The organism is Nonomuraea insulae (genome assembly GCF_042656245.1).
The window spans coordinates 461,284-488,110 of the sequence record NZ_JBHSPA010000045.1 but is presented as its reverse complement, the minus strand read 5'-3'; the positions used below and the strand labels follow the sequence as shown (position 1 = coordinate 488,110).

Sequence of the window (26,827 nt, the reverse complement as noted above, 5' to 3'; positions counted from 1 at the left end):
ACTGTGATGCGGATCACGCCCAACGTAAGAGCGCAACCTACCTGTCGTGGAGGCCCGTGACGGCCGTGTTCGACGAGCCGCTGAGGTCCAGCGCTTAGTTGGGGATGGCTTGCGGCGAAAGGTCCCTTCAGCGCGATGAGCGGTCGGCTATCCCTTTCACCCTTTTACGGCCCCTGCCGTCAATCCTTCGACGATGTAGCGGCGAATGGCGGCGAACAGGACGAGGGTGGGCAGGACCGAGACGACGGTGGCGGCGGCCATCGAGCCCCAGTCGATGTCGTACTGCGTGATGAAGGAGTTCATGGCCACCGGGATCGTCTTGGCGTCCTCGCTGTCGATGAACGTGATCGCCAGGAACAGCTCGTTCCAGCACTGCACGAACGCGAAGATGAACGTGGCCGCGATCCCCGGCAGCATGACCGGGATCACCACCCGCACCATGGCCACCAGCCGGGAGGCGCCGTCCACCTGCGCGGCCTCCTCCAGCGCCACCGGCACCCGCTCGTAGAAGCCGCGCATGATGATCGTGGCGAACGGCACCAGCATCGCCACGTACACCAGCATCAGCCCCGCCAGCCGGTTGAGCAGGTCGAGGTCGGACATCAGCAGGTAGAGCGGCCCGAGCGCGATGAACAGCGGGATCATCTGGGTGACCAGGAACGCCAGCATCAGCGCCCCCCTGCCGGGGAAGGCGAAGCGGGCGAGGGTGTAGCCGCCCAGCACGCCGATCGCGGTCACGGCGGCGGCCGCGACGAGGGAGACGAGAAGGGAGTTCAGCAGGTACGCGCCGAAGTCGGCGAAGGAGAACAGCTCCGCGTAGTGCTCGAAGGTGAGATTGGCCGGCCAGTACCGCAGCGGCACCGCGAAGATCTCCGGCTTGGGCTTGAGCGAGGTGACGACGATCCAGTAGAGGGGGAACAGGGTGATCAGCAGCCAGACCCCCAGCACGACGACCTTGGCGGCCGTGGCGAGGCGCCTCATCGGGCCTTCTCGAATCTCGTGGCGTTGAGGTAGAAGACGCTGAACGCCAGCAGCAGGCCGAGGATGAGCAGGCCGACCGCGCCCGCCCTGCCGTAGTCGCCGCCGATGACCTGCTGGATGAGGAACGTGGTGATGATGTCGGTGCTGCCGGCCGGGCCGCCGCCGGTCATGGAGTAGATCAGGTCGGGGAAGTTCAGGATCCAGATGATCCGCAGCAGCACGATCAGCGCCAGGGTGGGGCGGATGTGCGGCAGCGTCACGTGCCAGAACTGGCGCAGGCGGGAGGCTCCGTCCACGGCCGCCGCCTCGTACAACTCCCTGGGCACGGACTGCAGCGCGGCCATGATCATGATGGCGAAGAACGTGACGCCGTACCAGATGTTGGCCACGATCACCGAGGTCATCGCCCAGCCCGGCGTGGCCAGGAACCCGATGCGCTGGTCGATGAGCCCCGTCTTGAGCAGCAGGTCGTTGATCACCCCGAACTGCCCGTTGAACATCCAGCGCCACAACAGCCCGATCAGGAACCCCGACATGGCCCACGGGAAGAACACCCACGCCTGGTAGAGCCCACGGCCCCGGAAGTGCCGCCGCAACATCAGCGCCAGCCCGAAGCCGAGGAGGAACTGGAAGAACAGCGACACGACCACCCACGTGCCGGTGTTGCGCAGCGCCGTCCAGAACCGGTCCTCGGCCAGGACCGCGCGGAAGTTCTCCAGGCCGGTGAAGGGGGTGGAGGTGAGGTCGAACAGGTTGTAGCGCTGGAAGGCGATCACCGCGCCCCGGATCATCGGGTAGTACGTGAACAGCGCCACGAACACCACGCCCGGCAGCAGGCACAGCGCGATGAACCGGGCCCGGCGCAGGGTGAAGGTCCTCACGAGACCTTCTTGGCCTGGTCCGTCCAGAAGGCGTCCCAGGACTTGAGCACCTCGGCGGCGCTCTTCTTACCGGTGATGAGGGCCTGGACGTCGCGGTCGGAGTCCACGATGAACTGGCTCCAGCCCGGATAGTCCACCGGCCTGATCGTGATCACCTGCTTCGGGTCCTGCTGCGCCCGCAGGTACGCCTTCCACGCGCCCTGCGAGAACTGCGGGTCGCTCTGGGCCTGTTTCGAGATCGGGATGAGCGAGTTGCCCTTGGCGAAGGCGATACTCTGCTTGGACTCCGACAGGAACCGCACCAGCTTGACCGCCTCCTTCGGGTGCGCGCTGAAGGAGGTCGCGCCCCAGCCGGCGTAGCCGACGGGCTGGAAGGCGTACCCGGTGGGGCCCTTGGGGATGGGGGCGGTGGACCAGGCCGTGACGCCGCTCTCCTCGACCGTCTTGATCACCTCGGGGTCCTGGATGAGGATGCCGGTGACGCCCGAGGTGAAGCCCTGGACCATCTCGGGGTAGCCCCAGGAGACGGAGTCGGGCGGCGAGGCCTCCTTGAAGATCTTGACGTAGAGGTCGAGCGCCTGGGCCGCCTCGGGGGTCGAGAAGATCGTCCGCTTGTCCTTCAGGTAGAAGGACTTCTCGGGATTGAGGGCTTCGCCGTTGTACGCGCTGATCATCATCACCGCGTAGTCCGCGCTGCCCTTGCCGCCCCGGAAGGAGTACCCGAACCGGTCGGCGGACGTCATCTTCTTACCGGCCTCGTACAGCTCCTGCCAGGTGGTGGGCGGCTGGGCTAGGCCGAAGTCCGTACGGTAGAACAGGGTCCGCTGGTAGAAGCCGTACGGGATCAGATACGCCTTGCCTCCGACCTCCACCGCCTTCTTCTGGGCCAGCTCGGTCAGATCTGCCCAGCCGGGCCAGTCCGTGGTGGGCAGCTCGGCCAGCCAGCCGTTGTTGGAGAAGGACTTGGCCGTGTGGTCGCGCACTTCCAGCACGTCCAGGTTCTTCTTGGTCTGCAGGATCTGGGTGATCTTCTGGTCGGCGCTGTCGAGGGGCGGGGAGACGAGCTCGACGGTGACGCCCGGGTTGGCCTGCTCGAAGTCGGCGATCAGGGACTTGATGAGCTTCGTACGTTCGGGGCTGGTCAAACTCTCGATCATGCGCAGCCGTACCTCTCCCGAGGACGAGCCGGAGCCACAGCCGGCGAGCACCAGCACGACGGCGGTAGCCACTAGGAGGGGGTTTCTCATGACGAGCCTCCCGCGTTGTCCAGACAGCGCTGTCAATCACGTTAGGCGGACAAGCCCTCCAGCGCCAGACCGAGATCCTTGATCAGGGTGTCAGCCGGCTCCAGGCCGACGGAGAGGCGTACGAGGCCGACGGGGATGCCCATGGTGGTCCGCACGCTCTCCTCGGTGGACAGCGCGGGCGCGTTCACCAGACTCTCGAATCCACCCCAAGACACCCCAATCCTGAAATGTCGCAACTTATCGAGGAAAGCTGAGACGTCCTGGCGCGAGTCCGTGTCGAGCTCCAGGCTGAACAGACTGGAGAACCCGGACATCTGCCGCGCCGCGATCGTATGCCCCGGATGCGACGGCAACCCCGGATGGTTCACCGCCCGCACGCCCGGATGATCCTTCAGGAACGCCGCCACCGCCAGCCCCCGCTCCTGGTGCGCGAGCATCCGCACCGGCAACGTGCGCAGCCCCTTGATCACCTTGGCCGCGTCGTGCGGCGACATGGCGGCCCCGTAGAGCTGGTACTCGGTCAGCGCCAGCGGCCGGATCAGCCGCGCCGGCCCGATGACCACCCCGCCCACCAGGTCACTGTGCCCGCCGATGTACTTCGACAACGAGTGCACGACGAGGTCCACCCCCATCGTCAGCGGCTTCTGGAACAACGGCGTGGACCAGGTGTTGTCCATCACCGTCACCAGTCCCCGCTCCCGCGCCCACCCGGTCACCCCGGTGATGTCCACCACGCGGTAAGCCATGTAGGAAGGGGACTCGAAGTAGAGTAGGCGGGTGCTCGCCCTGATAGCGCTGTCACATCCCGCGAGGTCGTCGACGTGCGTATGCGTGACCCCGAACTTCTCCAGGTAGCGCAGGAACTGAGTGGTCGGCCCGTACACCGCGCCGAGCACCAGCACGTGATCGCCAGCCGACACGAGGGAGGAGATGGTCGCCGAGATGGCGCCCATGCCGGAACCGAAACATTTGGCCCGCTCTCCCCGCTCCAGCGCGGCCAGCTTACGCTGGGCGAGATCGACCGTCGGGTTGGTCCCCCGCCAGTAGACGTACCGCTCGTCCTCGTTCCTGATGGCCTCGCCGAGCTCCTCCGCCGAGGCGAACGTGAACACCGAGTTCTCGAACACCGGCGGGTTGACCGCGCCCAGCACCCAAGGCTCGTCCTCACCCAACCGGCCACAGATCCAATCGTCATCCATGGGGGCAGAGTATGACAGTGCGGCATCCGGGCGAGGTCATGGGCTCGCGCAAGCCGACCATGGCCGACGTCGCCCGGCACGCGGGCGTGAGCCTCAAGACCGTCTCCCGCGTCGTCAACCAGGAACCGCACGTCAGAGCCTCGCTGCAGGCGCGGGTGCAGGCCGCGATCAGCGCGCTCGGCTACCGCCGCAACGAGGCCGCCGCCCGGCTGGCCAGAGGCGCGACCATGCTGACGCTGGGGCTGGTCATGGAGAACATCTCCAACGAGTTCTACTCCCGCCTGGCCGCCGCCGTCGAGGCCGCCGCCGCCGAGCACGAGGCGCTGGTGGTGTTCGGCTCGTACGAGGAGAGCTCCGACAAGGAACGCATGCTCATCGAGTCCATGTACGCGCGGGGCGTGGACTGCCTCATCGTCGTCCCCTCGGCGGCCGACCACGCCTGGCTGGCCGAGCACGCCAGCCTCACCACGGTGTTCGTGGACCGCGTGCCCCCGGGCCTGGAGGCGGCCGACGTCGTCCTGCTCGACGACGTCTGGGGCGGCCGCACCGCCACCGAGCACCTCCTCTCCCACGGCCACCGCCGCATCGCGCTCATCTCCGACGACGACGGGGTCAGCTCCGTGCACGACCGCGCGACCGGCTACCGCACGGCGCTCGCCGCCGCCGGGGTGGCGGCCGAGGAGGAGCTGGTCGTGCACGGCGTCTTCGACCCCCGGCGGGTCGCGTACGAGGTCGCCCGCCTCCTCGACCTCCCCTCCCCGCCCACCGCCCTCTTCGCCACCAACAACCGCGCCGCCATCGGCATCCTGCACGCGCTGCGGGAGCGGCCCGAGCGGCCGGCGTACGTGGGGTTCGACGACTTCGCCCTGGCCGACGTGTTCAACCCCGGGGTGACGGTGGTCCGCTACGACACGGCCCGGCTCGCCCGCAGCGCGGTTGACCTGCTGCTCAACCCTTCGCGGGCGGCGCGGCGCATGAAGGTGCCGGTGGAACTCGTGCCACGCGGCTCCGGCGAACTCCCGCCCCCATTCCGTCCCACTATGGGGTGAACCCTCGCGGGCGGGTCCGCCGTACAGTGATTCGAGGCCCAATCTGTTCAAGGGGAGAACGCGAATGGCGGGTCCGGATCGCGCCGAACTGGAAGCCTCACTCCAGCGAATCCAGAGGCTTTCCGACGAGCATTGGTGGACGCTTCACCCGACCTGCTCGCTGATGGAGAACGACGCCTGGGTCGGTCCCACCGGCAGGGATTTCGACAAAGAGGTCCACGCCGACCAGCGGGCGTTGCGCGCCATGCTGTCCAGGGCCGTCGAGGACGCCAAGGCCAGAGCCGCCGCGCCGGCAGGCCCGCCATGAACTTCAAACCCGATTTCTCCGGCGTGAAACAGCCCGAATTCGACACGATGACCGCCAGGCACACCGCCGCGGCCGAGCAGCTGGCGAACCTGTCGAGCAGCCTGCAGGCGGAACTGTCCAAAGCCGGCCTCGACACCGCCACCGCCTCACGCATCAGGGATCTCGCTACCCGGGCGGACCGGCGGGCCGCTGACCTGCGGCGACGCCAGGGGCTGGCACGCGAGCTGGAGCGCCAGAAGGTCGTCTTCGGCACGCGTACGACAGCCGGGACGTTCCTCGTCCTGCCCGACAAGCTGGCGGACGTCCAGCACATGCTCGACGGCACCCTCGCCGCGGACGCGGCGCTGGCCGCCTCCCGCGGGGGCACCGACGAGAAGTCCATGCGGGCCAGGCTCGAACAACTGCGCAAGCATGCCCGCGACGCCGACGACCCCGAGTTCGCTCTGGCCTTCCTGCGGCGATTAGGGCCGAAGGGCCTGACCACGTTCCCGAACACGCTGCGCAGGGCCCTGGAGCACGCGAGCCCCGAGCAGCGCGAGCGCCTGAAGGAACTGGGCGAGCAGGCCCTGCGCATGATGAGCACGGCCCTGGCCGTCGGCACGAACCCGAAGAGCCCGGGGTACGTCGGCGACGACTATCTTGAGAAACTCAAGGCCGCCGGCCGTGACGAACCCGAGTCCGGCGGCAAGGCGTCGGGCATGCCCACCGGCTACCACGCGCTGTCGGCCATCCTCGCCCAGCATCCTGGCAAGCCCCGCTATTCGGCGAAGTTCATGGAGATCGTCGGGCGCGACATGATCAACCTGGATCGCGACATCTGGGCCAAAGGCAAGAACACGGTCGTCAGGTCCATGCCCTCCTTCCTGCCCGGGCTCCTGCACGCCGCCGCCTCCAGCCGCACAGCCGCCCAGACGCTCCTCTACCACATGCCCGCCGGGGCCACGAACACGAACCTCAACTACCTCCTGCACGACCGCAGGGAGTTGTGGTCCAGCGCGCCGAACGGCATCAACGTGCCGTACCACGCAGGCGCCAAGTCGTTCGGCGAGACGCTGAAGGCGGCGATGAGCGGCAACGACACGGTGTCCAAGCGCCTCCTGGCCGAGACCATCAAGATCTTCGGCAAGGACATGCCCACGTTCTTCAAGCGCAACGACCAGGAGCGTCTGGAACTCACGGACAAGCAGGCCCTGGACGCGCTCGCCGGCCTCCGCCGCCCACTGGGCGACGTCTTCTCCGCCCACATCGACCAGCTCGGCAAGGTGTACGACGCCCAGGTCGCGTTGCGGACCAACGTCGGTGCCGACCCCCGCGACAAGACCGTCAACAGCGGCGACCTCGACTGGGCGATGCTCTTCGTGGCGGGTGATGACACGGCGTTCAGGAAGGTCATCCGGACGCAGGCCGAGCACATGCGGGTGGAGATCGACTCCATCTTCCCGCTGAAGAAGCACGGTCAGCGGATGCTCGATCCCATTTCGCGGGAGAGCAACACGTTCGGCCACCTCATAGGCGCTCGCGAGGAAGCGCTGTACTCCGCAGGCCGCGGCGCGGAGGCGGCGGCCAAGGAACTGCAGGAGATGGTGAAGTCGGCGATCGGCATGATCCCCGTGCCCGGGCAGGCGGTGGTCGGTCAACTCGCGGCCAACGCGTTCAAGGGCATGAGGCTGGAGGAGTTCGCCAAGACCTTGCTCGACAAGACCGGCGACCACAGCACCGAGTACATCTTCGACAAGGCGGGCGACTGGGTCACGGACGAGTTCTCAGGCAGATCGGTGGACGAGGCGTATCAGGCGGCGAAGGACAGCCAGGATCTGGGTGCGCAACTGGTAAACCAGATGATCGCCTCCGCGGTGATAGCTCATGGGCTTCATGACCGGTCTAGCCTGCAGAATCGCTCGTTCGTCGAGAACGGAAGAATCAAGCCGCTGTTGGAGATGACACCCAAGGAGTATCAGTCGTTCGTCAACTGGGCTGCCGAGCATTCGGGTTTGAGCGGCGACACGTTCAGCGCTCGCGGCGTGATGAACGACGGCGCCGAAGCGGCGCGCGACACATATGGGCTCGCCAATAGCGAAAGGGGGCAGTGATGCATCGCTCTCGGCCCGCCATCGCCGCCCTCCTGGTGGCGATCATCGCAACCGCCTGTGCCGCCGGCCCCGCCCCGGTCGGTCCGCCTCCGTCCTCACCGGCTCCCGCCCCCGACCTGCGGCCTGTCGTCGATCAGGCCCCTTACTGGTGCGAGTACATCCCGCAGGAGGCGTTTCGCCGGATCTCCGGCATCACGCAACCTCTGACCGAGGAAAAGGACGGCCCTTGGAAAGACGACGGCGGCTGTCTCCTGTCCGGAAACGGGACTGAGCCCGTAGGCGTGTGGTGGTCGCGAATCGACAACAGTGCCGCCCGGCTCAAACTCGTCCGGGAAAACTGGCAGCATACCGACCAGATCCCTCTGCCGTCCGAGATCGGAGATGGATTCGCGGCCCATGCCGACAACGACATGCTCAGCGGTCGCCCGTACTACGTGATTTCCCGTTTCACCTGCGGCAAGAAGAAACCCTGGATCCGTATCGACCTGGAGACGGTGGTGAAGGGGCGGGATGCCATCAAGGACCTGACCGATCTCATGCGAATCGCCCAGAAACGCTATGGTCACCTGCACAACTGCAGCCCTGGTCCCGTCTGACCCCCAAGAGGGTGTCACGTCTCGGCATGGCCGCGACTGAGCCGATATGGGGCGGGTAACCACACGCCTGTACGACTCGGGGCGGCTCAAGGAGAAGACCATGTCCGAGAGCGACGCTTCCCGGGAGACCACCGAGCCGGACGTCTACCTCGACGTTCCCGTGGTCAGGGTGGAAGAGATCGAGCTGGACGTGCACGATCTCCGGGCCAAGGTGTCCCTGCAGGCCGAGGTGCTCGACCTGCTCAGGTTGAACGTGGGCGCGGAGGTGTTCCTGGGGAGCGTCAACCTCACGATCAAGGGCGTGGAGGCGCAGGCGCTGCTGAAGGTGCGGCTGGACAATGTGGCGCGCATCCTCGACCGGGTACTGAAGACGATCGACGACAACCCGCAGATCCTTGAGCACATCACGCGCGGCATCGGGACGGCCGTCCAGGATCTCGGGACCGGCGCCGGGTACGCGCTGCGTGATGTCGGAGCCGGAGCGGGCGGGGCCGTGCGTGATGTGGGTGCGGGGGCCGGCGGCGCGGTACGCGACGTGGGAGCCGGAGCGGGCGGGGCCGTGCGCGACGTAGGTGCGGGAGCCGGCGGAGCCGTCCGTGATGTGGGAGCGGGGGCCGGCGGGGCCGTGCGCGACGTGGGAGCCGGAGCGGGCGAGGTCGTGCGCGACGTGGGAGCGGGGGCCGGTGGCGTCGTGCGCGACGTGGGTGCGGGAGCCGGTGATGTCGTTCGCGATGCCACGGGGGTCGTGCGAGATGTGGGCACGGGAGCCGTTCGGGAAGTCGAATCCTCTGCCGGGCGGCACCCATCCCCAGAGGACCGCGAAGAGTACGACGAGCCGGTGGATGAGGAACTGGACTACGACGAGGAGCCGGAAGCCGAGGAACCCGAAGACGAGGGACCGGACTACGACGAGGAACCGGAAGAGGAGGAGCCGGAGGACGAGGAACCGGCTGCTCCTGGCCCGGAGGGTCCGCCGCGTCGGCCGCGAGTCGCTCGGACGGCTCGCCGGCACCGCGACCACGCCGTCAAGAGGCGCTCCAAGAAGGAGTGAGCAGCACCATGCCCGGACAACCGGAACACCCGCATGACCCCGACGTGGAGATCTGCGTTCGCGGCAAGGCCAGAGAGCTGCGCTTCCGTGAGCGGCCGGAGGTGTCGGTGCGGGCGGAAGCGGAGCCCGGCGGCGAATGCGCCTGGGGCAGCGACCGCACGAACCTGCCCGACCAGGTGGAGGCCGGTGTCACCTATCGGGACATCCGCATCGACTTCCGCGTAGCCGCCAAGCTCGCAGACCCCACAGAACCACCACCTCAGCCCCGACCCTCACCCAAGACCTAGCCACAACCCGAACCACCACCGGCCCCGCCACAGCCCACGCCACAGCCCACGCCGCACGCCAGTCCGCCGTCGTGGACGCTGGTTGGGAAGCACCGAGGCCGGCTCGTCGGCCGGCTCCGGGGTGGCCGCCGCTGCGACCAAGCCGCCGTGGTGGACGTCAGTTGGCGGCGCGTTCGGCCTGGTAGGCCTTGCGGAGCACTGAGGCCAGTTCATCGGCGAGCTCCGGGGTGGCCGCCACGACGCCGCTCCATCGCCTGGTCAGGTCGGTGTCCAGCTCGACCGCCCGCCCGAACACGTCCCTGACCGCCCCGCCCCCTGCCTCCGCCAGCACCACCGAGGCGGCGATGTCCACCAGGCGGTGGGTGTCGGTGGCGGCGTCGGCGAAGGCGTCCGTCGCGCCCTGGGCCACCAGGGCGCCTTCCAGGCAGCTCGTGGACAGGATCCGTACGCGGGCCGCCCGCCGCGCCACCTCCCACCATGCCGCGGCGGCCCCCGGGTTGGCCGGGTGGGGGCGCAGGAGGGAGACGGCGGCGCCCGTCAGCGAGGTGCGGCCGGTGGTGCGCAGCGGGGACGGTACGCCGGTCTTCGCCCACCAGCTCCGCCCGGTCTCCAGCCAGACGGTCAGCGCCTCCGTGAAGACCCCGTCCTCGGCCACAGTGGCCGAGAAGGCGGACAGGGGGACACCGGCGGCGGCGTTCGCGGAGCCGTCCACGGGGTCCATGACCAGCGTCAGGGCCGAGCCGTTGTCCACCCACCCGGTCTCCTCGGTGAGGACGTTGACCGGGTGCCGGGCCAGCGCGGTGAGGATGGCGTCCTCGACGAGCACGTCGATGCGCATGGTGGGGGTGCCGTCCGCGCCGTCCGCCACGACGGCGGCCAGGGTGGCGCGGTCGTGCTCGGTGGTGGCGACGGTGTACGCCTCCAGCCCGCCGACGCGGCGGCGGCCAGCGCCGGATGCGCCTCCCCTGGCACCCCGACCCCCCACCCGGCCGGTCCAGGCGGCACCGCCCGTGCCCCGACCCCCCACCCGGCAGGCCCGGGCGGCACCGCCCGTGCCCCGACTCCCCATCCGTCGGGCCCAGGCGGCACCGCCGCCGGTGCCCCGTCTCCCTGTGGCATCGCCGTCCCCTCTCCGCGCGCCCCCGTCATCGTCCTACCCCGGCCGCGAGCACAGCGTCACCCGCCGCGACGGTCATCCGCACGGTCGGCCACCCGCGGTCCACGGTCACCACGGTCAGGTCCCCGCGCTGCCCCTCCACCAGCTCGCCCCGATCCGTCAGCCCGGCGACGGACGCGGGGCCGGAGGTGACCAGGGCCACGGCGGCGGGCAACGAGGTGACACCCTGCGTGGCCAGCACCAGCGAAGCGGCCAGCGGGGCGGAGGGCAGGTAGTCGCTGGACAGCCCATCCACGAGCCCGGCCGAGACCAGTTCGGCCGCCGAGACGTTCCCGGAGTGGGAGCCGCCGCGCAGGACGTTCGGAGCCCCGGCCACCACCCGCAGCCCGCGCTCGCGGGCGGCGCGGGCGGCCTCCAGGGTCGTCGGGAACTCCGCGACCGCGACCCCGTTGGCCACCGCCACGTCGATCTCGGAAGCGGTCACCGGATCGTGCGCGAGCAGCCGCGCCCGGCCCGCCGCGGCCAGGGAGGCCAGCCGCCCCAGCGCGATCTCCCGGTGCCCGATCCGCGAGTCGCGCTCGGCCACCAGCGTCTCGACCCGCCGCTGCGCCTCCTCTGAGGAGATGCCCTCGGTGCCCTCCAGCCAGCGCCGGTACACGGCCGAGTCCCGGTACTGCCCCTGCCCCGGCGTGTGGTCCTCGAAGGAGACCAGCGGGGGTGGCGCGGGCGTACCTGACAGGCAGGATTCGAGGGCCACCAGGCCCTCGGGGTCGCGGGCGTCGAGGCGGTAGAGGATGCGGTGGTCCACCAGCGCGTGCCCGGAGGCGGCACGTTCGCGCAGGGCGGTGTCGAGCCGGCGCGCCCGGTCGACGGTACGCCCCTTGCGGTTGTGCGACTCGAACGCCACCCCGTGGAACACGGTGGTGGTCCCGGCGGCCCGCACACGCCCCTCGAAGCTGGACACCCCGAACCCCACCTCGAACTCCGCCCCCGGCCGGGGCCGGATCTCGGTCTCCAGCCCGTCGGAGTGGGTGTCCACGATGCCGGGCAGCAGCAGCGCGCCGCGCAGGTCCACGGCCTGCGCGGGCACCGCGCCAGGGCGGGCGGGGCCGACGTGGGTGATCAGCCCGTGCTCGACGACGACGAGCGCGTCGTCGATGACACGATCGGGCAGTACGGCCTTGGCATGCGCGAGCACCCTCATCGGGCCACCTCCAGGTTCAGTGCGGAATCACGAAGTACGGCGGCGGGCGGCCCGTCGGCGGCCACGAGGCCGTCCTCCAGCACCACGACCCGGGTGGCCAGCCGTTCGATGGCGTCGAGGTCGTGGAAGACCGACAGGACGGCCACGCCGTCGTCCGTCAGTCCGGCGATCATGGACAGCACGGCCTCCCTGTTGACCGGGTCGAGCGCGGAGACCGGCTCGTCGAGCAGCAGCAGCCTGGGCGGCGAGATGGTGCCGGCGGCGAGGTTCACGCGCTGCTTCTGGCCGCCGGACAGGACGGTGGTGTGCATGGCCCACAACCGCTCCTCGATGCCCAGCCTGCGCAGGGCGGCCGCGGCGGCCTCGCGGGAGTCCGCGAGGTCCAGGCCGCGGGCGGCCCCGGCGCGGGCCACGACGTCGAGCACGGACCGCCGCGGCTCGGCCCGCAGGAACTGGGAGACGTAGCCCAGCTCCCTGCCCCGCAGCTCGGCGACCTGCGTGTCGGGCAGCTGGGCCAGATCCACCGAGGAGCCGGACGACGGGCGCAGCGTGATCCGCCCGGCCGTCGGCACGTACGTGCGGTAGACGCAGCGCAGCAGCGACGACTTGCCCGCCCCGGACGAGCCGGCCAGGGCGACGTGCTCGCCGCCCGCCACGTCCAGGTCCACGCCGCGCACCGCGTCCACGGTGCGGCCGTCGATCGTGTGCAGGGTGAACGACTTGACCAGTCCCCTGATCTCCAGAACGTTCATCCGCGCGCCGCCGCCACGAGTCGCTGGCTGTAGGGGTGCTGCGGGTCCTCCAGGAGCTGGTCGGTCAGGCCCGTCTCCACGACGCGGCCGTGTTGCATCACCATCACCCTCCTGGTCAGCATCTCGATGACGCCGAAGTCGTGGGAGACGACCACGGCGGCGACGCCGAGCCGTTCGAGCAGGTTCCTGAGCAGGTCGAGCACTCCGGCCGCGACCGAGGCGTCCAGTCCCGTGGTCGGCTCGTCGAGCAGCAGCACGGGCGGCCGGTTGGCCAGCGCCTTGGCGATCTGCACCCGCTGGCGCATGCCGCCGGAGAACGTGCGTACGGGGTCGTCCATCCGGGACAGCGGCACCTCCGTCAGCTCCAGCAGCTCGGAGGCCCGCTCGCGGATGCGGCCGAAGTGCCGCCCGCCGGCCGCGGTGAGCCGTTCGGCGATGTTGCCGCCCGCGCTCGTGTCCAGGTCGAGCCCTGAGGCCGGGTCCTGGTAGACGACGGAGACGCGGTCGATGCGCAACCGCCGCCGCGCGCCGTCGTCGAGCGCCAGCACGTCGGTCCCGCCGTCGTCGTACCCACGCAGGTACGCGCTGCCCCGGCTCGGCCGCTCGTCACCGGCCACGCAGCGCATGACCGTGGACTTGCCCGAGCCAGACTCGCCGACGATGCCCAGCGCCTCGCCCGGCTCCACCTCGAAGCCGACGTCCCAGGCGGCCACCACGGCCCCCGTCGCGGGCGAGACCGAGGTTCCGTGCTCGGGCCCGGTGCCGGGCAGCGATCTCGGATCCGGGTCACCGTAGACCCTGCCGAGCCCGTCCACCTTCAACGCCCAGTTCATTCCTTCTCCCTGTTTCGCACGCAGAAGTCCGTGTCGCTGCACACCCAGGTCACGGAGCCGTCCACGGACGGCACCTCCACCAGGTACGACCCCTCGGAGCCGCAGTGCCGGCAGGCCGCGCCCGGCGTGTGCTCGACCTCGAACGGGACGTCCTCGAAGACCAGCGGCTCCACCCGGGTGTGCGGCGGCACCGCGTAGATCCGCTTCTCCCTGCCCGCCCCGAACAACGTCAGGTGCTCGGCCTGGTCGAGCTTGGGCACATCGAACCTGGGGATGGGGGTGGGCGAGATCAGGTACCGGCCGTCGACGACGCAGGGGTAGCCGGCCGTCTTGGTGACGACGCCGTTGCGTACGAGGTCCTCGTACAGGCCGACCCACATGCGCGAGTAGTCGGTCTCGGAGTGCATCCTGCGCTGTTCGCGCACGTCGTGCTCGACGGCGCGCAGCGGCTCCGGCACGGGCACCTGGAGCACGAGCACCTGGTCGGCGCGGAGCGGCGTCTCGGGGATGCGGTGCCTGGACTGGATGAGGCTGGCCTCGCGGGTGTCGCTCTCCTCCGCGCAGCCGACGTGGCCGACGACCAGGCGGCGCAGGTTGGAGGCGTTCACGCCGCCGTCCTCGCCCTGGTCGATGACCTTGAGCCGGTCGGAGGGGCCGACGAGGGCCAGCGTCACCTGCAGCCCGCCGGAGCCCCAGCCGCGGGCCACGGGGATCTCCCGCGAGCCGAACGGCACCTGGTACCCCGGCACGGCCACCGCGGTCAGCGCGGCCCTGCGTACCTCGCGCTTGGACAGCTCGTCGAAGATGCCCCTGGGGCCGCCGTCCCCCGCCAGGTCGGTGATCGTCCTCATCGGACGACCGCCTCCTCCATGGCGGCGCGTACCGCCCGCTTGCGGTCGAGCACCGACCGGAAGTCCACGTAGTGGGGCAGTTTGAGGTGCTCAAGGAAGCCGGACGCCTCGATTCCGTCGAGGGTCAGCAGGACTTCCTGCTCCAGCCCCGTACGGCCGCCGTCGCGGTGCACCAGCAGGTCGAGGCCCGCCATGGCGATGGCCTTGCGCTCGTTGTGGCCGAAGCACATGCCGTAGCCGAGGTCGAGGCGGGTGCGGTCCTCCTCGGCGCGGTCGAGGTCGTCGATCGTCTCGACCTCGGTGACCCGCACCTCGGCGACCGTGACCGGGTTGCCGGTGAGCGGGTGGCTCACTCTGACGGGGAGGGTGCCGTGGCGTACCTCGCCGGGGAACTCGTGGTTGTGCCTGCCCGGCTGGAAGGTGTTGGAGTACCAGAGGTGCACCAGGGCGCCGGTCTCGGCCCTGGCCATCGCGGTCAGGCGGGCCGAGCGGGGGACTCCCGGGCGGACCGGGGAGCGGGTGATGTCGTACGGGTCGGGGTCGCCGTCCGTGCTCCTGTCGACCAGCATGCCCATCGAACGCAGCAGGCCGAGCAGGCGCGGCGGCCGCCGCGGGTCCTCACCGTCGTGCCCGTGCCCGTTCCCGTTCCCGTGACCGTTCCCGTGACCGTTCCCGTCTCCGTGACCGTTCCCGTCTCCGTGACCGTCTCCGTGACCGTGACCGTTCACGGCGGCGGGATCCTGATCGGGTTCCTGATCGGGTTCCTGGAGGCGGGCCTTGGCCTGGTCCTCCGGCATGAGGTCGAGCAGGCGGCCCACGTAGTCGAGCGTGCGGCCGAGAAGCTGGCTGCCCGGCGGGTTGCGGAAGGCGGGCGAGATGCGGCGCGAGACGCTCAGCTCGTCGGCGTGCACCGGCTCCGAGTACGCCACCCGGGGCAACGTCGAGCGGTGCGCCCTGATGAGCTGCGCCGCCTCCTGCACGTCGCCCTCCGACTGACGCAGCGCCCTGGCCGCCAGCTCGGGAGCCCACAGGCCGCCCTCGCCCATGATCCGGTCCACGGCCAGCCGCAGCCGCCCGGTGATCTGGTCGATGTCGAGCCATGCGCTGGGCCCGCCGTAGCGGCGGCGTTCGACGAGCTTCTCGGCGGCCAGGATGGCCTCGTGGCCGCCGCTGGCACCTGAGTACCCCATGTCAGTGCTCTCCGTTCTCTATCTCGATGCGGGTGCTGCGCGGCAGCCCGGCGACGGTCCCGTCCGCGGCGACGAGGAACGTGTCCACGCCCGCGGGGAAATCGGCGTTCGACGAGATCAGGGCGGCGAACACCTCCGTGGACAGCCCGGCGACGCGCAACCGCCGCGTCCCCGGCACCCCGGGCCCGCTGAGCCTCAGCACGGTCCCGTGCCCCTCCCGCGGCGGCCCGGCGGACGGCCCGGCGGACGGCCCGGCGGACGGCCCGGCGGGCAGCTCGGCGGACAGGTCGGCGGACAGGTCGGCGGACAGGTCGGCGACGGCCGCGACCAGGCGGGTGCCGTGCTCGGGATGCAGGGCGTCGCCCCTGGTCAGCGCCAGGATCTCGGCGGCCGTCGGCGGCCGCAGGGCGACCACCATGCGGGCCAGCTCGGGCCGGGCGATCGGCGCGGAGGTGGCCAGGTGCAGGGCGCGTACCCAGTGCTCCTCCCCCGGCGCGGTCAGCACGGCGGTCGGCACCTCGACGTCGGCCAGCCCGGCCGCGACGGCCAGCGCCGGGGGCCCTTCGGTGCGGCCGACGGCGTCCAGGACGCCGGGCCGGGACAGCACGTTCAGCAGGGCACGGAAGTCGGCCTGCGCCCGCGCCGCCGTCGGCGTCACCGCGCGGACGTGGACGCCGATCCCCTGTACGGCGGTGATGGTCATGTCAGCTCCTCGAAAGCCACGCGGGTCGTCGACACCTCGGCCCATTCGGCGGCGTCCTCCCTGGCCCGGCGTTCCGCGACGGCCGCGCACAAGTCGTGCACGTCCCCGGCGGCGGGCAGCCCGGCAGCGGCGGCGGCGTCCAGGAGGGCGGCGGCGAGGGCGGCCACGCGGTCGTCGCCCCCTCGCATGCACCAGCCGGCCGCTCCCGCCACCTCGACGGTGCACGAGGTGACCAGCACCTCCCCCAGGTGGAAGCGCTCCTCGGCCACGGGCTCGCGCACGGTGAGCATCACCATGCCGACCTCGGGCGGGTGCAGCACGGTCGGCTCGCCCAGGTCGCCGGCTTGGAGCAGGCGCTCGGCGAGGGGCAGCAGTTCGCCGGGAGTCGCGGCGGCCAGCAGTTCGGCGCGTTCCTCCCTTGGCATGGAATGAATCAATGCGTTTCCTCTTCGATCTCGAAGGTGACGTCGAGGACGTCGGGCCGCAGGTAGGTGCGGGCGTACTCGACGTACGGGCCGCCGACGGCGCGGTTCACGCTCTCGGCCAGCCAGACGGGTCCCCGGCTGCCGCCGGTCAGGTGCTCGGCGATGCTCTGCGGGGGCACGTCGAGGCTGATGCGGTAGCGGGCGCGGACGACGTTGAGCCCGTACCGGCGGCGCAGGACCTTGTGCAGGGAGACCTCGTCGCCGAGTTCCCTGTCCAGGTTCAGCAGGGGGCGCCTGGGCAGCACGCTGGTGGCGTATGCGGCGACCTCGCCGTTCACGCTGAACACCCGCTCGACCGTCCACACGGCCGCGCCGGTGGCCAGCCCGAGCCTGGAGCGTTCCTGTTCGACCGCACGCCGCACCCCGCAGCTCACCAGCCGCGAGGCCGGCTCGGCGCCCGCCATCCGCACGGTCTCGCTGAACGAGGGCGGGAAGTGCGCGGAGATCACGTACTCCACCCGCCCCCGCCTGAAGGTGCCGGCACCCTGGACGCGGCGCACCAGCAGCCGCCGCTCCAGCTCCTGCAGGGCCGCACGGGCGGCGGGCCTGCTGACGCGGAAGCGGTCGGCCAGCACGTGCTCGCTCGGCACCTGTGCCCCCACGGGCACGTGTGCCAGCTCCGCCTCCAGGATGTCGGCCATCTCCAGGTAGCGCTGCGTGCTTGTCATGACAAGTAGCCTCGGCGGCCTCTCTGACCAGCGGGTGAACGGGAGGCGACGCCGCATGAGCGCACAGGCCATCAACGCAGGACGGATCTGAGCCGGGCCGAGACCGCCTCCACGGCCAGGACCAGCACGAACACCGGCAGCACGATCGCGGTCACGACGTCGTAGTTCAGCGCTCTGATGTGCTGGCTCAGCGCGTACCCGAGCTCTCCCGCCCCGACGATGCCGAGGATGAAGAAGGCGCGGAGGTTGACGTCGAGCGCGTACAGGATGGTCGCCACCAGACGCGGCGTGAGCTGGCCGAGCACGGCCACGCTCAGCTCCTGCACGGGACCCGCCCCCGCCGACAGCACGGCCTCGCGCGGCCCCCTGCGCAGCTCCTCGGCGTCGTCGGCGACGAGCTTGGCGACCAGGGCGGCGGTGAAGACGGCCAGCGCCAGGGTCCCGGCGACGGGCCCGTCCATGAGCCCGAACGCCGCCACGAACACCAGCACCAGCAGCAGGTCGGGGATGGAACGCAGGCCGACGAGGAGGGCGCGGGCGCCCAGGCGCACCCCGTCGTTGGGGGCCACGGCGCGGGCGGCGGTCAGGCCGAGCGGGATGCCGGCCAGGGTGCCGAGGAAGGTGGCTCCGAGCGCGATCGCGACCGTCTCCAGCAGGCCCTCGCCCAGCACGCCGGCGACCGGTCCGAAGTCGGGCGGGAAGAACTCGCCCAGCGCCTGCACGGAGCCGCCCGCCGCGCCGGCCAGCGCCGCCGGGCTCGCCCCGACCTGCCAGAACGCCACCGCCGCGAGCGCCAGCCCGCCCCAGCCGGCCACGTGCGCGGCGCCCCGGGCGCGCGTCCACGGCACGCGCACGTCCCGTACGGGGGGAATCCCCCTGGTACGCCCTGTGCCCAGCAACTGCCCGCGCAGCGCCACGGAGACCGCCTCGACGAGCAGCACCACGGCCACGGTGACCAGCGCGATCCCCGTCGCCTCGCGGTAGTCGGTGAACCCGAACGCGGTCTTCAGGTCCAGCCCGATCCCGCCCGCTCCGACGGCGCCCAGCAGCACGGAGCCGCGGAAGTTGATGTCCAGCCGGTACAGGATGGCCGCGATCCAGGAGGGCGCCACCTGCGGCAGCACCCCCGCCAGGAGCCGCTGCAGGGGCCCCGCGCCGGTGCCGGCCACGGCCTCGCGCACGCCGTCGTCGGCCTGCTCGACGGCCTCGGCGAACAACTTGCCCAGCATGCCGACGGAGTGCAGGCCGAGGGCCAGCACACCGGGCAGCGGGCCGATGCCGATCGCGGCCACGAAGAAGACCGCGAACACGACGTCGGGTACCGCCCGGCAGGCCACGATCACGGCGAGCGCCCCCGACCTGACGACCCTACGGGCACGCGTGCCGGGCCCGGCGGTCCTCCGGGCGCGCCCGGCCGATCCGGCGGTGTCGCCGTGGGCGGCCAGCACGCCGAGTACGGCGGCCAGTAGCGTGGCCAGCGCGGTTCCCGCCACGGCCATCCAGAGCGTGTCCAGCACGTGCGCGAGCGTCGTGGCCGGATCGGCCAGCGTGGGCGGCCAGGCCCTGGCCAGCAGCCCGGCGACCTCGCCGAACCCGCCGATCAGCCCGCCGATCCCGACGCCGAGATGGTCGAGCGCGACGACCCCCAGCACCACGGAGACGATCGGGAACGCCCACGCGGCGACCCGCCGGGCACTGCGCGGCGCCCGGGGCCAGGCGCCGCCCGCCGCTCCCCCACCGCGCGGCGCCGGCCGCGGAGCCCTGCCGCCGAACCCACCACCGGATGCGCCACCGGACCCACCTCCAGCCCCGCCACCGGACCCGCCGCCGGACCCACCGCCGGACCCACCGCCGGACCCACCACCGGACCCACCACCGGACGCATCGCCGGACCCGCTGCCGAAGCCCTCGGAGCTCGCGGACCCGCCTCCCCCGCGAGCCGCGACCCGGGGGCGGGTGGAGGCCGTGCGGGCCGTCATGGGACCGTCACGGGGTTGGACAGGTACAGCCCGCGCAGCCGCACCGCGTCCAGCAGTTCCGTGGGCTCGTCCAGCCGGATCTCCCCCAGCCGCAGCCCGACCACCCGCCGCGTCCACTCCAGCGCCAGCTCGATCTGGTGCAGGGTGCAGACCATGGTGATCCCGTCCTCCCCGCACACCCGTACCAGCAGGTCCATGACGGACGCGGCCGTCTCCGGGTCGAGGGAGGCCACGGGCTCGTCGGCGAGCACCAGCTCGGGCTGCTGCAGCAGCGCCCGAGCGATGGCCACGCGCTGCTGCTGCCCGCCCGACAGGCTGCCGGCCCGCTGGTAGGCGCGGTCGGCCAGGCCCACGCGGTCGAGGTGCTCGAACGCCTCCGCCCGTACGGACTTGGGCCAGGTGACGATGCCGTACCGAGGCCCGCGTACCCGGCCGAGAGCGCCGTTGAGCACGTTCTCCATCACGGTCAGCCGCCCGACCAGGTTGAACTGCTGGAACACCACGCCCACCCGCCGCCGCAACGCGCGCAGCGCGGGTCCCTTGGCGCCGACGACGTCCACGCCCAGCACCTCGACCTCACCCGAGTCCGGCCTGGCCAGCCCGTTGAGGTGGCGCAGCAGCGTGGACTTGCCCGACCCCGAGGGGCCCAGCAGGGCGACGATCTCACCGCGGCGCACGGTCAGGTCGATCCCGGCGCACGCGGTGACCTCGCCGAACGTCTTGACCAGTCCGCTGGTCCTGACGACCGCCGTCATGCCTTTGAGCACTGTTCGTTATGGGTGGCCGTGCACACCTCGCGTACGGGATCGAAGGTCGCGTCCGTGACGGCCTCGAAGCCCCACACCGAGGAGTCGGCCGTCACCCGGCACGAGTCCGCGTCCTTACAGATGCCGAGCTGCACGAGCCGGTCCTTGGTGGCGTCCTTCGTGAAGGTCTGGGTGAGCTTGCTCTTCAGGTCGGCGGGCAGGTCGTCGCGCATGGCCACGGGCGACATGGGGATCGCCGCCGACTTCCACACCACCTTCACCTGACCGGCCTTGATCTTGCCCTTGTCGATGAGGATGTGGTCGACCATGGCGTTCTCGGCGAACCCGGCCTCGCACTTGCCGTCGGCCACCGACAACACGGAGTTGTCGTGCCCGCCCGCCATGATGGGCTGCACCCCGGTCTTGGGGTCGATGCCCGCGCTCATCAGCCCCTGGCTCGGGAAGAGATAGCCGGAGGTGGAGCCGGGGTCGACGAAGCACACCTTGGCGCCCTTGAACCTGTTGATGTCGGTGATCTTGCTGTTCGCGGGCACGATGCCGTAGCTCTGATAGGTGGGCTTGCCGCCCTTCTCGACCATCGACGCGATCGGCGTGATCTTGGCGCCGTTGCTCTTGGCCAGCACGTACGACAGCGGCCCGAACTCCGCCAGGTCGAGCTTGCCGGACACCATGCCCTCGATGACCGCGTTGTAGTCGGTCGAGCGCACGAACTCCACCTTCTTGCCGGTGTTCTTCTCGACGAGCGCGATGATGTCCTTGTACTCGGCGGTGGGGTCGATGTTCTGCTCGGCCGGCACGACGGCGAAGCGGATCACGTCGCCGTCGCCGGCGCTGCCGCTGGCAGAGGAGCAGCCCGCCGCCGCCGCGAGCGTGCCGATCATGGCCAGGGCGGTCAGGGTACGTTTCACAGTCTGGTCTCCGAGCTTGTCGCGAATGGCAGATCCGGCTTGCCACGCTCGTCGCCGACAGTGATGAGCAGGTCAGACGCATCTGACGCTGCACGAACCGGCGGGTTAACACCCGGCGAACCCACCCTCCCGTCACCCTGCCGCCGGTGCACGTCCACTCCATCGTCGCCTCCTCGTCGCGCGACCAGGCCCATGATGCGCAGACAGAACTCCATAAAAGAGGACAAGTCATGCTTTCTAGGGATGAACTGCACGACCTCTTCGAGGGCCTCGCCGGCCTCCCGTACGGCGGAGAAGCCGTCGACCAGCGCACCCACGCCCTCCAGGCCGCCGCCCACGCGGTCGCCGCGGGCGCGGACGACGAGCTGGTCCTCGCCGCCGCCTTCCACGACGTCGGCCGCGCCCGCCAGGTCGCGGAACGCCACCGCGGCATGCCCCACGAGCAGGCGGGCGCCGCCTTCGCCCGCGACCATCTGACCGAGCGCTCGGCCTGGGCGATCGAGCAGCACGTGGCCGCCAAGCGCTACCTGGTGACCGTCGATCCCGCCTACCACGACGCCCTGAGCCCGGTCTCGGTACGCTCCCTGCGCGTCCAGGGCGGCCCGATGACCCCGGAGGAGGCCGCCGCCTTCGAGTCCCACGAGTGGTCGGCCGACGCGATCGCCCTGCGCCGCTGGGACGACGACGCCAAGGACCCGCAGGGGCCGGTGCTGGCGATGGCGGACCTGGTGTCGGCGTACCAGCGGGTAATGGCACATGTGACACCCGAGTAAAGTTCGGCGGCGCTAAAGTCGTTTCGTGCCCCCTCTCGCCACCGACCTCGCTCATCTCCTTCGCAACAGGCCGGAGCTGGCCGCGGCTCCCTCGGTGGAGGCGCTCGAACGCCTGCTGGCCAGACCCGAGCTGGCCGTCCCCGTGTTGCTGGCGCTGGACGCCGACTGCCAGACCGTCAGCCAGGCCGTCCAGGCACGCGGCGGTGAGACCACTCGCGAAGTGCTGGCCGGCATGGTGCACGATCCGCACGGCAGGCTCGGCGAGGTGCTGGCCACGCTGGCCGGCCAGGGACTGGTCGCGATCGACGGCGACACCGTACGCTCACCGCACCGTCCCGGGCTGTGGGCGCATCCGTTCGGGCTGGGCAGGCCGCTGCGGGAGTTCGAGAAGAGGGTCACGGCGGAGGCGCTGAAGACGGTGGTCAAGGCGTTCGGCGGTCAGCCCGTGGGACGCAAGGCCGATCTGGTGAGCCGGGCCGAGGAGTTGCTGCGCGACGGCGACGCCGTGCGCACCCGGGCGGCGCGGTTGCCGCGGCAGGCCGTCACGCTGCTGGAGAGCATGGCGTCCGGGGCGCCGAAGCTGGGCTCCGAGCAGCTCTCCTACGGTTCCCTGTCCCGCACCCATCCCGTGCAGGGCCTGGTCGACGCCGGGTTCGTGATCCGTGACGGGTGGGAATACGAGATGCCCGCCGAGGTCGCGCTCGCCCTGCGCGGCGACGGCTGGAAGCCGGAGCTGACCGGGCCGCCCGAGGTGCCGGCCACTCCGCGTCCCGAGAGCGACGGCGTGGGGGCGGCGCTGGCCGCGATCGACCGCGTCGAGGCGCTGGTGGAGCTGGCCGGGGCTGAGCCGATCGCCGAGTTGAAGGCCGGGGGCGTGGGAGTCCGCGAGGTCAGGCGGCTGGCCAAGGCGCTCGGCCTGCCCGAGCCGGAGGCGGTCCTGTGGCTGGACGTCGCCTTCGCCGCCGACCTGATCGCCTCGGAGATGGGCGAGCACCTGGTCGCCACCACGTTCGTGGACGACTGGCTGGCGCGGTCCCCCGGCGGCAGATGGCGGGTGCTGGCCGACGCCTGGCGGGGGTTGCCGCAGGCGGCGACGTACCGGGTGGTGGGGTGTTGTGAGGAGCACCTGGAGCCGCTGCCGCCGCCGTACATGTTCGAGAGCGGCGCGGGGCAGATCCGGCGCGCGGCTCTGGAGGCGCTGCGTGCGCTGCCGCCCGGCCTGGGCACGGACGCGGCCGGGCTGAAGGCGGCGGTGGGCTGGCGTACGCGGGCCGCGATGACCGAATATCAGCAGTCCGCCGAGGAGTTCACGGCCGCCGCCCTGCGCGAGGCCGGGCTGCTCGGCCTCGCCGCCGGCGGCGCCCTCACCACGCTCGGCAGGACCGTCCTCGACGGCGGCGAGGTGACCGCCTTCTTCCCCGCGCCCGCGACCACCGCGACCCTGCAGAACGACCTGACCGCGATCGTCTCCGGCATCCCGGACCCCGCCCTGGCCGCCCTGCTGAACGGCTGCGCCGACCTGGAGTCCCGCGACCGGGCCAGCGTGTGGCGCTTCTCGGAGCGGACCGTACGCCGGGCGCTGGACGCCGGCACGACCGCCGACGGTCTCCTCGCCGACCTCGCCCGGGTCTCGGCCAAGACCGTCCCCCAGCCGCTGAGTTACCTCATCACCGACACGGCCCGCAAGCACGGCGCCATCAAGGTGAGCCCCGCCCCCTCCGTCGTGATCGCCACCGACCCCGCGACCATCGCCGAACTGTGCGGCTCCAGGTCCCTGCGCAAGGCGGGCCTGCGCCAGATCGCCCCGACGGTCGCGCTCGGCACGCTGCCCCCCGAGGAGACCCTGCGCCTGCTCCGGCAGGCGGGCCACGCCCCCGTCGGCGTCGCGCCCGACGGAACCATCAAGGCCGAACGCCCGCAACGCCGCCGCCTGCCCGTCGAGCCCGACCCCACGCCGGCACTCGACGCCGCGCGCGACGCCGGGCTCGATCCAGGGTTCGACGCCGAGGCCGTGGCCAGGGCGATCCTCAAGGGCGCCGCCCGCCCCGCACCCGGCTCGGCCGAGGCGGCCCTGCAGGAGGCGGCGGTGACCGGCGAGTGCATCGTGGTGGTCTGGCAGCGGCGCGAGCACTACATGGAGGACCTGAAGGCCACGCCCACCACGGTGACGGGCTACTGCCACGACTGCGACGACGACCACACCTTCCAGCGAGCCGCCATCAAGAAGGCGTACCTGCCCTAGGACGAGCGGGGCCGCCAGTCGCCGCGGTCCAGGTCGAGGTTCTCCGGGGTGTGCAGCCTGACCATGGTCCTGGCCACCCCCAGCGGCACCCGGTGCGGGGTCAGGAAGGACACGGCGACCATGACCACGAACGCGATCGGCACCGTCCACGCCGCCGGCTGGGCGAGGAGCGCGCCCGCCAGGCCCTGACGGGGGCCGCCGACGATGGTGACGAGGACGGCGCCGCTGGCCAGCCCGCCGCCCACGAACAACCCCGCCAGCGCGCCGGTCTTGGACAGGCGGCGCCACCAGATGCCGAGGACGAGCAGGGGGCAGAACGACGAGGCCGCGACGGCGAACGCCAGGCCCACGACGTCCGCCACCGGCAGCGCCCGCGCCCACAGCGCCAGGGCCAGCGGGACCGACACCGCCATCAGGGTCGCGATCCTGAACGAGCGCACGGAGCCCTTGAGGAGGTCCTGGGCGATCACGCCGGCCACGGACACGGTCAGGCCGGAGGAGGTGGACAGGAACGCGGCGAAGGCGCCGGCGGTGACGAGGGCGGTCAGCAGGTCGCCGAGCGTGCCGTCGATCATGCGGCTGGGCAGCGCCAGGACGACCGTGTCGGTGCCTGCGAGGTCGGGGGCGTACAAGCGGCCGAGCCAGCCGTACACGGCGGGCAGCAGGTAGAAGGCCCCGAGCAGCGACAGCACCACCAGCGTCGTACGGCGCGCGGCCCGCCCGTCCGGGTTGGTGTAGAAGCGCACCAGCACGTGCGGCAGCCCCATGGTGCCCAGGAACGTGGCCAGGATCAGCGAGTACGTCGAGTACAGCCCGTACTCCTTGCCCCCGGACAGCGGCACCTGCCACGTGGCCGCGTCCACGGCGCTCACGCCGGGCGCGCCGTCGGCCTGCCAGGCCATCAGCAGGAACACCAGCGGCGCGGCCAGCGCGGTCAGCTTGAGCCAGTACTGGAAGGCCTGGACGAACGTGATCGACCGCATGCCGCCCGACAACACGTTCACCGCCACGACCACGGCGACCAGCAGCCCGCCCACCCACACGGGCGCGCCGGTGATCGTGCGCAGCACCAGCCCCGCGCTCTGGAACTGCGGCATGAGGTAGAGCCAGCCGATCAGCACCACGATCACGCTCGCGGTACGCCGCACGGCCATCGACTCGAGCCTGGCCTCGGCGAAGTCCGGCAGCGTGTAGGCCCCCGACCGCCGCAGCGGCGCCGACACCAGCACCAGCAGCACCAGGTACCCGCCGGTCCAGCCGACGGGCAGCCACAACATGTCCACGCCGAAGGACAGGATGAGCCCGGCGATCCCGAGGAACGAGGCCGCCGACAGGTACTCGCCGCCGATGGCCGAGGCGTTCCAGAGCGGGCTGACCGTGCGGGAGGCGACGTAGAAGTCGGAGGTGGTGCGCGAGAACCTGATCCCGAACGCCCCGATGAGCACGGCCGCCACCATCACGACCAGGACCGCCGTCAGGCTCATCGGCGTTCGACCAGTTCGGCGAAGTGGCGTTCGTTGCGTTCGGCCTGGCGGACGTAGAGCCAGGCGCCGATGACGAAGGCGGGGTAGATGAGCCCGCCCAGCACCGCCCACGGCAGCGGCACACCCAGCAGGTGCACCTCCCGCAGTTCGGGGATGAGCAGGAACAGCAGCGGCAGCCCGCCGACCACGCAGGCCAGCACCGTGCAGACGAACAACGCCAGCCGGAACTGGGTACGCAGCAGCGAGTGCATGTAGACCTCGCCGAGCCGCGTCTGCTCGTCGATCTCGCGGGTGGCGGGGTAGCGGGGACGCCGGGCGGCGGCCGTGCGGGGGCTGGTGACGGCCACCCTGCGCGGCAGCTCGGAGGCGCGCCGGGAGGCGTCGGAGGAGGCGCGGGGCAAGGGGGAGCGGCGGGGCGGGCGTGCTTCCGGACTCATTCGTGTCTGCCCTTCCTGGCCCGCCGCACCAGCAGGTCACGCAGTTCGCGTGTGTGGCGGCGGCTGACCGGCAGTTCGATGTCGCCGACCCGGACGGTGCACTTGCCGGAGTCGATGTGCAGTTCCTCGATGTACTTGACGGCCACCAGGTGGCTGCGGTGCACACGGACGAAACCCGCTGAGGCCCACCTCTCCTCCAGGGTGGCCAGCGGGATGCGGACCAGATGGCTGCCGGCGGCCGTGTGCAGGCGCGCGTAGTCGCCGTGCGCCTCCACGTAGATGACGTCGGCGCTGGAGACGAACCGGGTCACGCCGCCCAGCTCGACGGGGATCGTATCGCTCTCGCCGCTCTCCACGGGCACGTCGGCCGAGATCGCCACCCGCCTGATCGCCTCCGCCAGCCGCTCTGGGCGTACGGGCTTGAGCAGGTAGTCCTCGGCCTTGATCTCGAACGCGTCCACCGCGTGCTCCTCGTACGCGGTCACGAACACCACTCTCGGCGGGTTCGCGAACTGCGACAGGAGCCGCCCGAGCACCACCCCGTCCAGGCCGCGCATCCTGATGTCGAGGAACACGGCGTCGATCGGCCGGCCGTCGGCGATGGCGCGGTCGAGCAGCCGCAGTGCCGCGGCGCCGTCCCTCGCGGTGGCCACGTCGCCGATGCGGGGGTCGGCGCGCAGCAGGTACGACAGGTCTTCGAGGGCCGGCAGTTCGTCATCGACGGCGAGGACCCGTAGTTGTGCCAT

The 26,827-nt window shown here is 71.3% G+C and carries 27 protein-coding genes; 8 read left to right on the top strand and 19 right to left on the bottom strand.

The annotated features are described in order from the left end of the window. Nucleotides 1-156 precede the first annotated feature (156 nt). Genes ACFPZ3_RS36615 through ACFPZ3_RS36600 form a run of 4 tightly spaced genes read right to left on the bottom strand, consistent with a single transcriptional unit; the run spans nt 157 to nt 4,308 of the window. On the bottom strand, nt 157-981 hold the full coding sequence (locus tag ACFPZ3_RS36615; RefSeq protein WP_379518905.1) for a carbohydrate ABC transporter permease: 825 nt from the start codon (nt 979-981) through the stop codon (nt 157-159). After that, nucleotides 978-1,862, bottom strand: a complete 885-nt coding sequence (locus ACFPZ3_RS36610; protein ID WP_379518904.1) for a carbohydrate ABC transporter permease — start codon at nt 1,860-1,862, stop codon at nt 978-980. The genes ACFPZ3_RS36615 and ACFPZ3_RS36610 overlap by 4 nt, the downstream gene beginning before the upstream one ends. After that, nucleotides 1,859-3,109 carry an ABC transporter substrate-binding protein gene (locus ACFPZ3_RS36605; protein ID WP_379518903.1) on the bottom strand — a complete coding sequence of 417 codons (1,251 nt, stop codon included), beginning with the start codon at nt 3,107-3,109 and terminating at the stop codon, nt 1,859-1,861. The genes ACFPZ3_RS36610 and ACFPZ3_RS36605 overlap by 4 nt, the downstream gene beginning before the upstream one ends. 41 nt (nt 3,110-3,150) lie before the next feature. Next, the gene (locus tag ACFPZ3_RS36600) at nt 3,151-4,308 is read right to left on the bottom strand and encodes a trans-sulfuration enzyme family protein (protein ID WP_379518902.1); all 1,158 of its coding nucleotides are present in this window, start codon (nt 4,306-4,308) and stop codon (nt 3,151-3,153) included. An 11-nt stretch (nt 4,309-4,319) separates the two neighbouring features. Between ACFPZ3_RS36600 and ACFPZ3_RS36595 the strand changes: the two genes are divergently transcribed. The 6 genes from ACFPZ3_RS36595 (at nt 4,320) to ACFPZ3_RS36570 (ending at nt 9,688) form a co-directional block, all read left to right on the top strand. Next, nucleotides 4,320-5,357: a LacI family DNA-binding transcriptional regulator gene (locus ACFPZ3_RS36595; RefSeq protein WP_379518901.1), complete on the top strand. Its 1,038-nt coding sequence runs from the start codon at nt 4,320-4,322 to the stop codon at nt 5,355-5,357. A 64-nt stretch (nt 5,358-5,421) separates the two neighbouring features. Next, nucleotides 5,422-5,664: a hypothetical protein gene (locus tag ACFPZ3_RS36590; RefSeq protein ID WP_379518900.1), complete on the top strand. Its 243-nt coding sequence runs from the start codon at nt 5,422-5,424 to the stop codon at nt 5,662-5,664. Beyond that, nucleotides 5,661-7,754 (top strand): hypothetical protein, encoded by a 2,094-nt coding sequence (locus ACFPZ3_RS36585; protein WP_379518899.1) that lies wholly within the window; start codon nt 5,661-5,663, stop codon nt 7,752-7,754. The genes ACFPZ3_RS36590 and ACFPZ3_RS36585 overlap by 4 nt, the downstream gene beginning before the upstream one ends. Further along, nucleotides 7,754-8,350, top strand: a complete 597-nt coding sequence (locus ACFPZ3_RS36580; protein ID WP_379518898.1) for a hypothetical protein — start codon at nt 7,754-7,756, stop codon at nt 8,348-8,350. The genes ACFPZ3_RS36585 and ACFPZ3_RS36580 overlap by 1 nt, the downstream gene beginning before the upstream one ends. A 100-nt stretch (nt 8,351-8,450) precedes the next feature. Next, entirely contained in the window at nt 8,451-9,401 is a 951-nt protein-coding gene (locus ACFPZ3_RS36575) for a TrbL/VirB6 family protein (RefSeq protein WP_379518897.1), read from the top strand. A gap of 8 nt (nt 9,402-9,409) precedes the next feature. After that, nucleotides 9,410-9,688 carry a hypothetical protein gene (locus ACFPZ3_RS36570; RefSeq protein WP_379518896.1) on the top strand — a complete coding sequence of 93 codons (279 nt, stop codon included), beginning with the start codon at nt 9,410-9,412 and terminating at the stop codon, nt 9,686-9,688. A gap of 157 nt (nt 9,689-9,845) precedes the next feature. Here ACFPZ3_RS36570 and ACFPZ3_RS36565 read toward each other — a convergent pair whose 3' ends face one another. The 12 genes from ACFPZ3_RS36565 to ACFPZ3_RS36510 all read right to left on the bottom strand — a co-directional run bounded on the left by ACFPZ3_RS36565 (nt 9,846) and on the right by ACFPZ3_RS36510 (nt 21,145). Further along, nucleotides 9,846-10,673: an inositol monophosphatase family protein gene (locus ACFPZ3_RS36565; protein WP_379518895.1), complete on the bottom strand. Its 828-nt coding sequence runs from the start codon at nt 10,671-10,673 to the stop codon at nt 9,846-9,848. 160 nt (nt 10,674-10,833) lie between these two features. Next, a complete protein-coding gene (locus tag ACFPZ3_RS36560) occupies nt 10,834-12,009 on the bottom strand; it encodes an alpha-D-ribose 1-methylphosphonate 5-triphosphate diphosphatase (protein WP_379518894.1) in 1,176 nt (391 codons plus the stop codon). After that, entirely contained in the window at nt 12,006-12,761 is a 756-nt protein-coding gene (locus ACFPZ3_RS36555; RefSeq protein ID WP_379518893.1) for an ATP-binding cassette domain-containing protein, read from the bottom strand. The genes ACFPZ3_RS36560 and ACFPZ3_RS36555 overlap by 4 nt, the downstream gene beginning before the upstream one ends. Then, nucleotides 12,758-13,594, bottom strand: a complete 837-nt coding sequence (locus tag ACFPZ3_RS36550) for an ATP-binding cassette domain-containing protein (RefSeq protein ID WP_379518892.1) — start codon at nt 13,592-13,594, stop codon at nt 12,758-12,760. Before ACFPZ3_RS36550 ends, ACFPZ3_RS36555 begins: the two co-directional genes overlap by 4 nt. Continuing rightward, nucleotides 13,591-14,445, bottom strand: coding sequence for an alpha-D-ribose 1-methylphosphonate 5-phosphate C-P-lyase PhnJ (locus ACFPZ3_RS36545; protein WP_379518891.1), 855 nt, complete (start codon nt 14,443-14,445; stop codon nt 13,591-13,593). Before ACFPZ3_RS36545 ends, ACFPZ3_RS36550 begins: the two co-directional genes overlap by 4 nt. After that, entirely contained in the window at nt 14,442-15,635 is a 1,194-nt protein-coding gene (locus tag ACFPZ3_RS36540; protein WP_379518890.1) for a carbon-phosphorus lyase complex subunit PhnI, read from the bottom strand. Before ACFPZ3_RS36540 ends, ACFPZ3_RS36545 begins: the two co-directional genes overlap by 4 nt. A 1-nt stretch (nt 15,636) precedes the next feature. Further along, entirely contained in the window at nt 15,637-16,338 is a 702-nt protein-coding gene (gene phnH / locus ACFPZ3_RS36535) for a phosphonate C-P lyase system protein PhnH (RefSeq protein WP_379518889.1), read from the bottom strand. Next, complete coding sequence (gene phnG / locus ACFPZ3_RS36530) at nt 16,335-16,763, bottom strand: phosphonate C-P lyase system protein PhnG (RefSeq protein ID WP_379518888.1); 429 nt, start codon at nt 16,761-16,763, stop codon at nt 16,335-16,337. Before phnG ends, phnH begins: the two co-directional genes overlap by 4 nt. An 8-nt stretch (nt 16,764-16,771) precedes the next feature. Continuing rightward, nucleotides 16,772-17,491 carry a GntR family transcriptional regulator gene (locus ACFPZ3_RS36525; RefSeq protein ID WP_379518887.1) on the bottom strand — a complete coding sequence of 240 codons (720 nt, stop codon included), beginning with the start codon at nt 17,489-17,491 and terminating at the stop codon, nt 16,772-16,774. A 71-nt stretch (nt 17,492-17,562) separates the two neighbouring features. Further along, the gene (locus tag ACFPZ3_RS36520; RefSeq protein WP_379518886.1) at nt 17,563-19,143 is read right to left on the bottom strand and encodes a PhnE/PtxC family ABC transporter permease; all 1,581 of its coding nucleotides are present in this window, start codon (nt 19,141-19,143) and stop codon (nt 17,563-17,565) included. Between the two features lie 323 nt (nt 19,144-19,466). Continuing rightward, on the bottom strand, nt 19,467-20,225 hold the full coding sequence (gene phnC / locus ACFPZ3_RS36515; RefSeq protein ID WP_379518885.1) for a phosphonate ABC transporter ATP-binding protein: 759 nt from the start codon (nt 20,223-20,225) through the stop codon (nt 19,467-19,469). Next, on the bottom strand, nt 20,222-21,145 hold the full coding sequence (locus ACFPZ3_RS36510) for a phosphate/phosphite/phosphonate ABC transporter substrate-binding protein (RefSeq protein WP_379518884.1): 924 nt from the start codon (nt 21,143-21,145) through the stop codon (nt 20,222-20,224). Before ACFPZ3_RS36510 ends, phnC begins: the two co-directional genes overlap by 4 nt. 230 nt (nt 21,146-21,375) lie before the next feature. On the opposite strand from ACFPZ3_RS36510, the gene ACFPZ3_RS36505 reads away from it, so the two are divergent. Both ACFPZ3_RS36505 and ACFPZ3_RS36500 read left to right on the top strand, forming a co-directional pair. Beyond that, nucleotides 21,376-21,918 carry a hypothetical protein gene (locus ACFPZ3_RS36505; protein ID WP_379518883.1) on the top strand — a complete coding sequence of 181 codons (543 nt, stop codon included), beginning with the start codon at nt 21,376-21,378 and terminating at the stop codon, nt 21,916-21,918. Between the two features lie 25 nt (nt 21,919-21,943). Further along, entirely contained in the window at nt 21,944-24,160 is a 2,217-nt protein-coding gene (locus ACFPZ3_RS36500; protein ID WP_379518882.1) for a helicase-associated domain-containing protein, read from the top strand. Here the strand turns inward: ACFPZ3_RS36500 and ACFPZ3_RS36495 are convergent. Genes ACFPZ3_RS36495 through ACFPZ3_RS36485 form a run of 3 tightly spaced genes read right to left on the bottom strand, consistent with a single transcriptional unit; the run spans nt 24,157 to nt 26,827 of the window. Then, on the bottom strand, nt 24,157-25,644 hold the full coding sequence (locus tag ACFPZ3_RS36495) for a sodium/solute symporter (protein ID WP_379518881.1): 1,488 nt from the start codon (nt 25,642-25,644) through the stop codon (nt 24,157-24,159). The genes ACFPZ3_RS36500 and ACFPZ3_RS36495 overlap by 4 nt on opposite strands. Further along, complete coding sequence (locus ACFPZ3_RS36490) at nt 25,641-26,081, bottom strand: hypothetical protein (protein ID WP_379518880.1); 441 nt, start codon at nt 26,079-26,081, stop codon at nt 25,641-25,643. Before ACFPZ3_RS36490 ends, ACFPZ3_RS36495 begins: the two co-directional genes overlap by 4 nt. Continuing rightward, nucleotides 26,078-26,827: a LytR/AlgR family response regulator transcription factor gene (locus ACFPZ3_RS36485; protein ID WP_379518879.1), complete on the bottom strand. Its 750-nt coding sequence runs from the start codon at nt 26,825-26,827 to the stop codon at nt 26,078-26,080. The genes ACFPZ3_RS36490 and ACFPZ3_RS36485 overlap by 4 nt, the downstream gene beginning before the upstream one ends.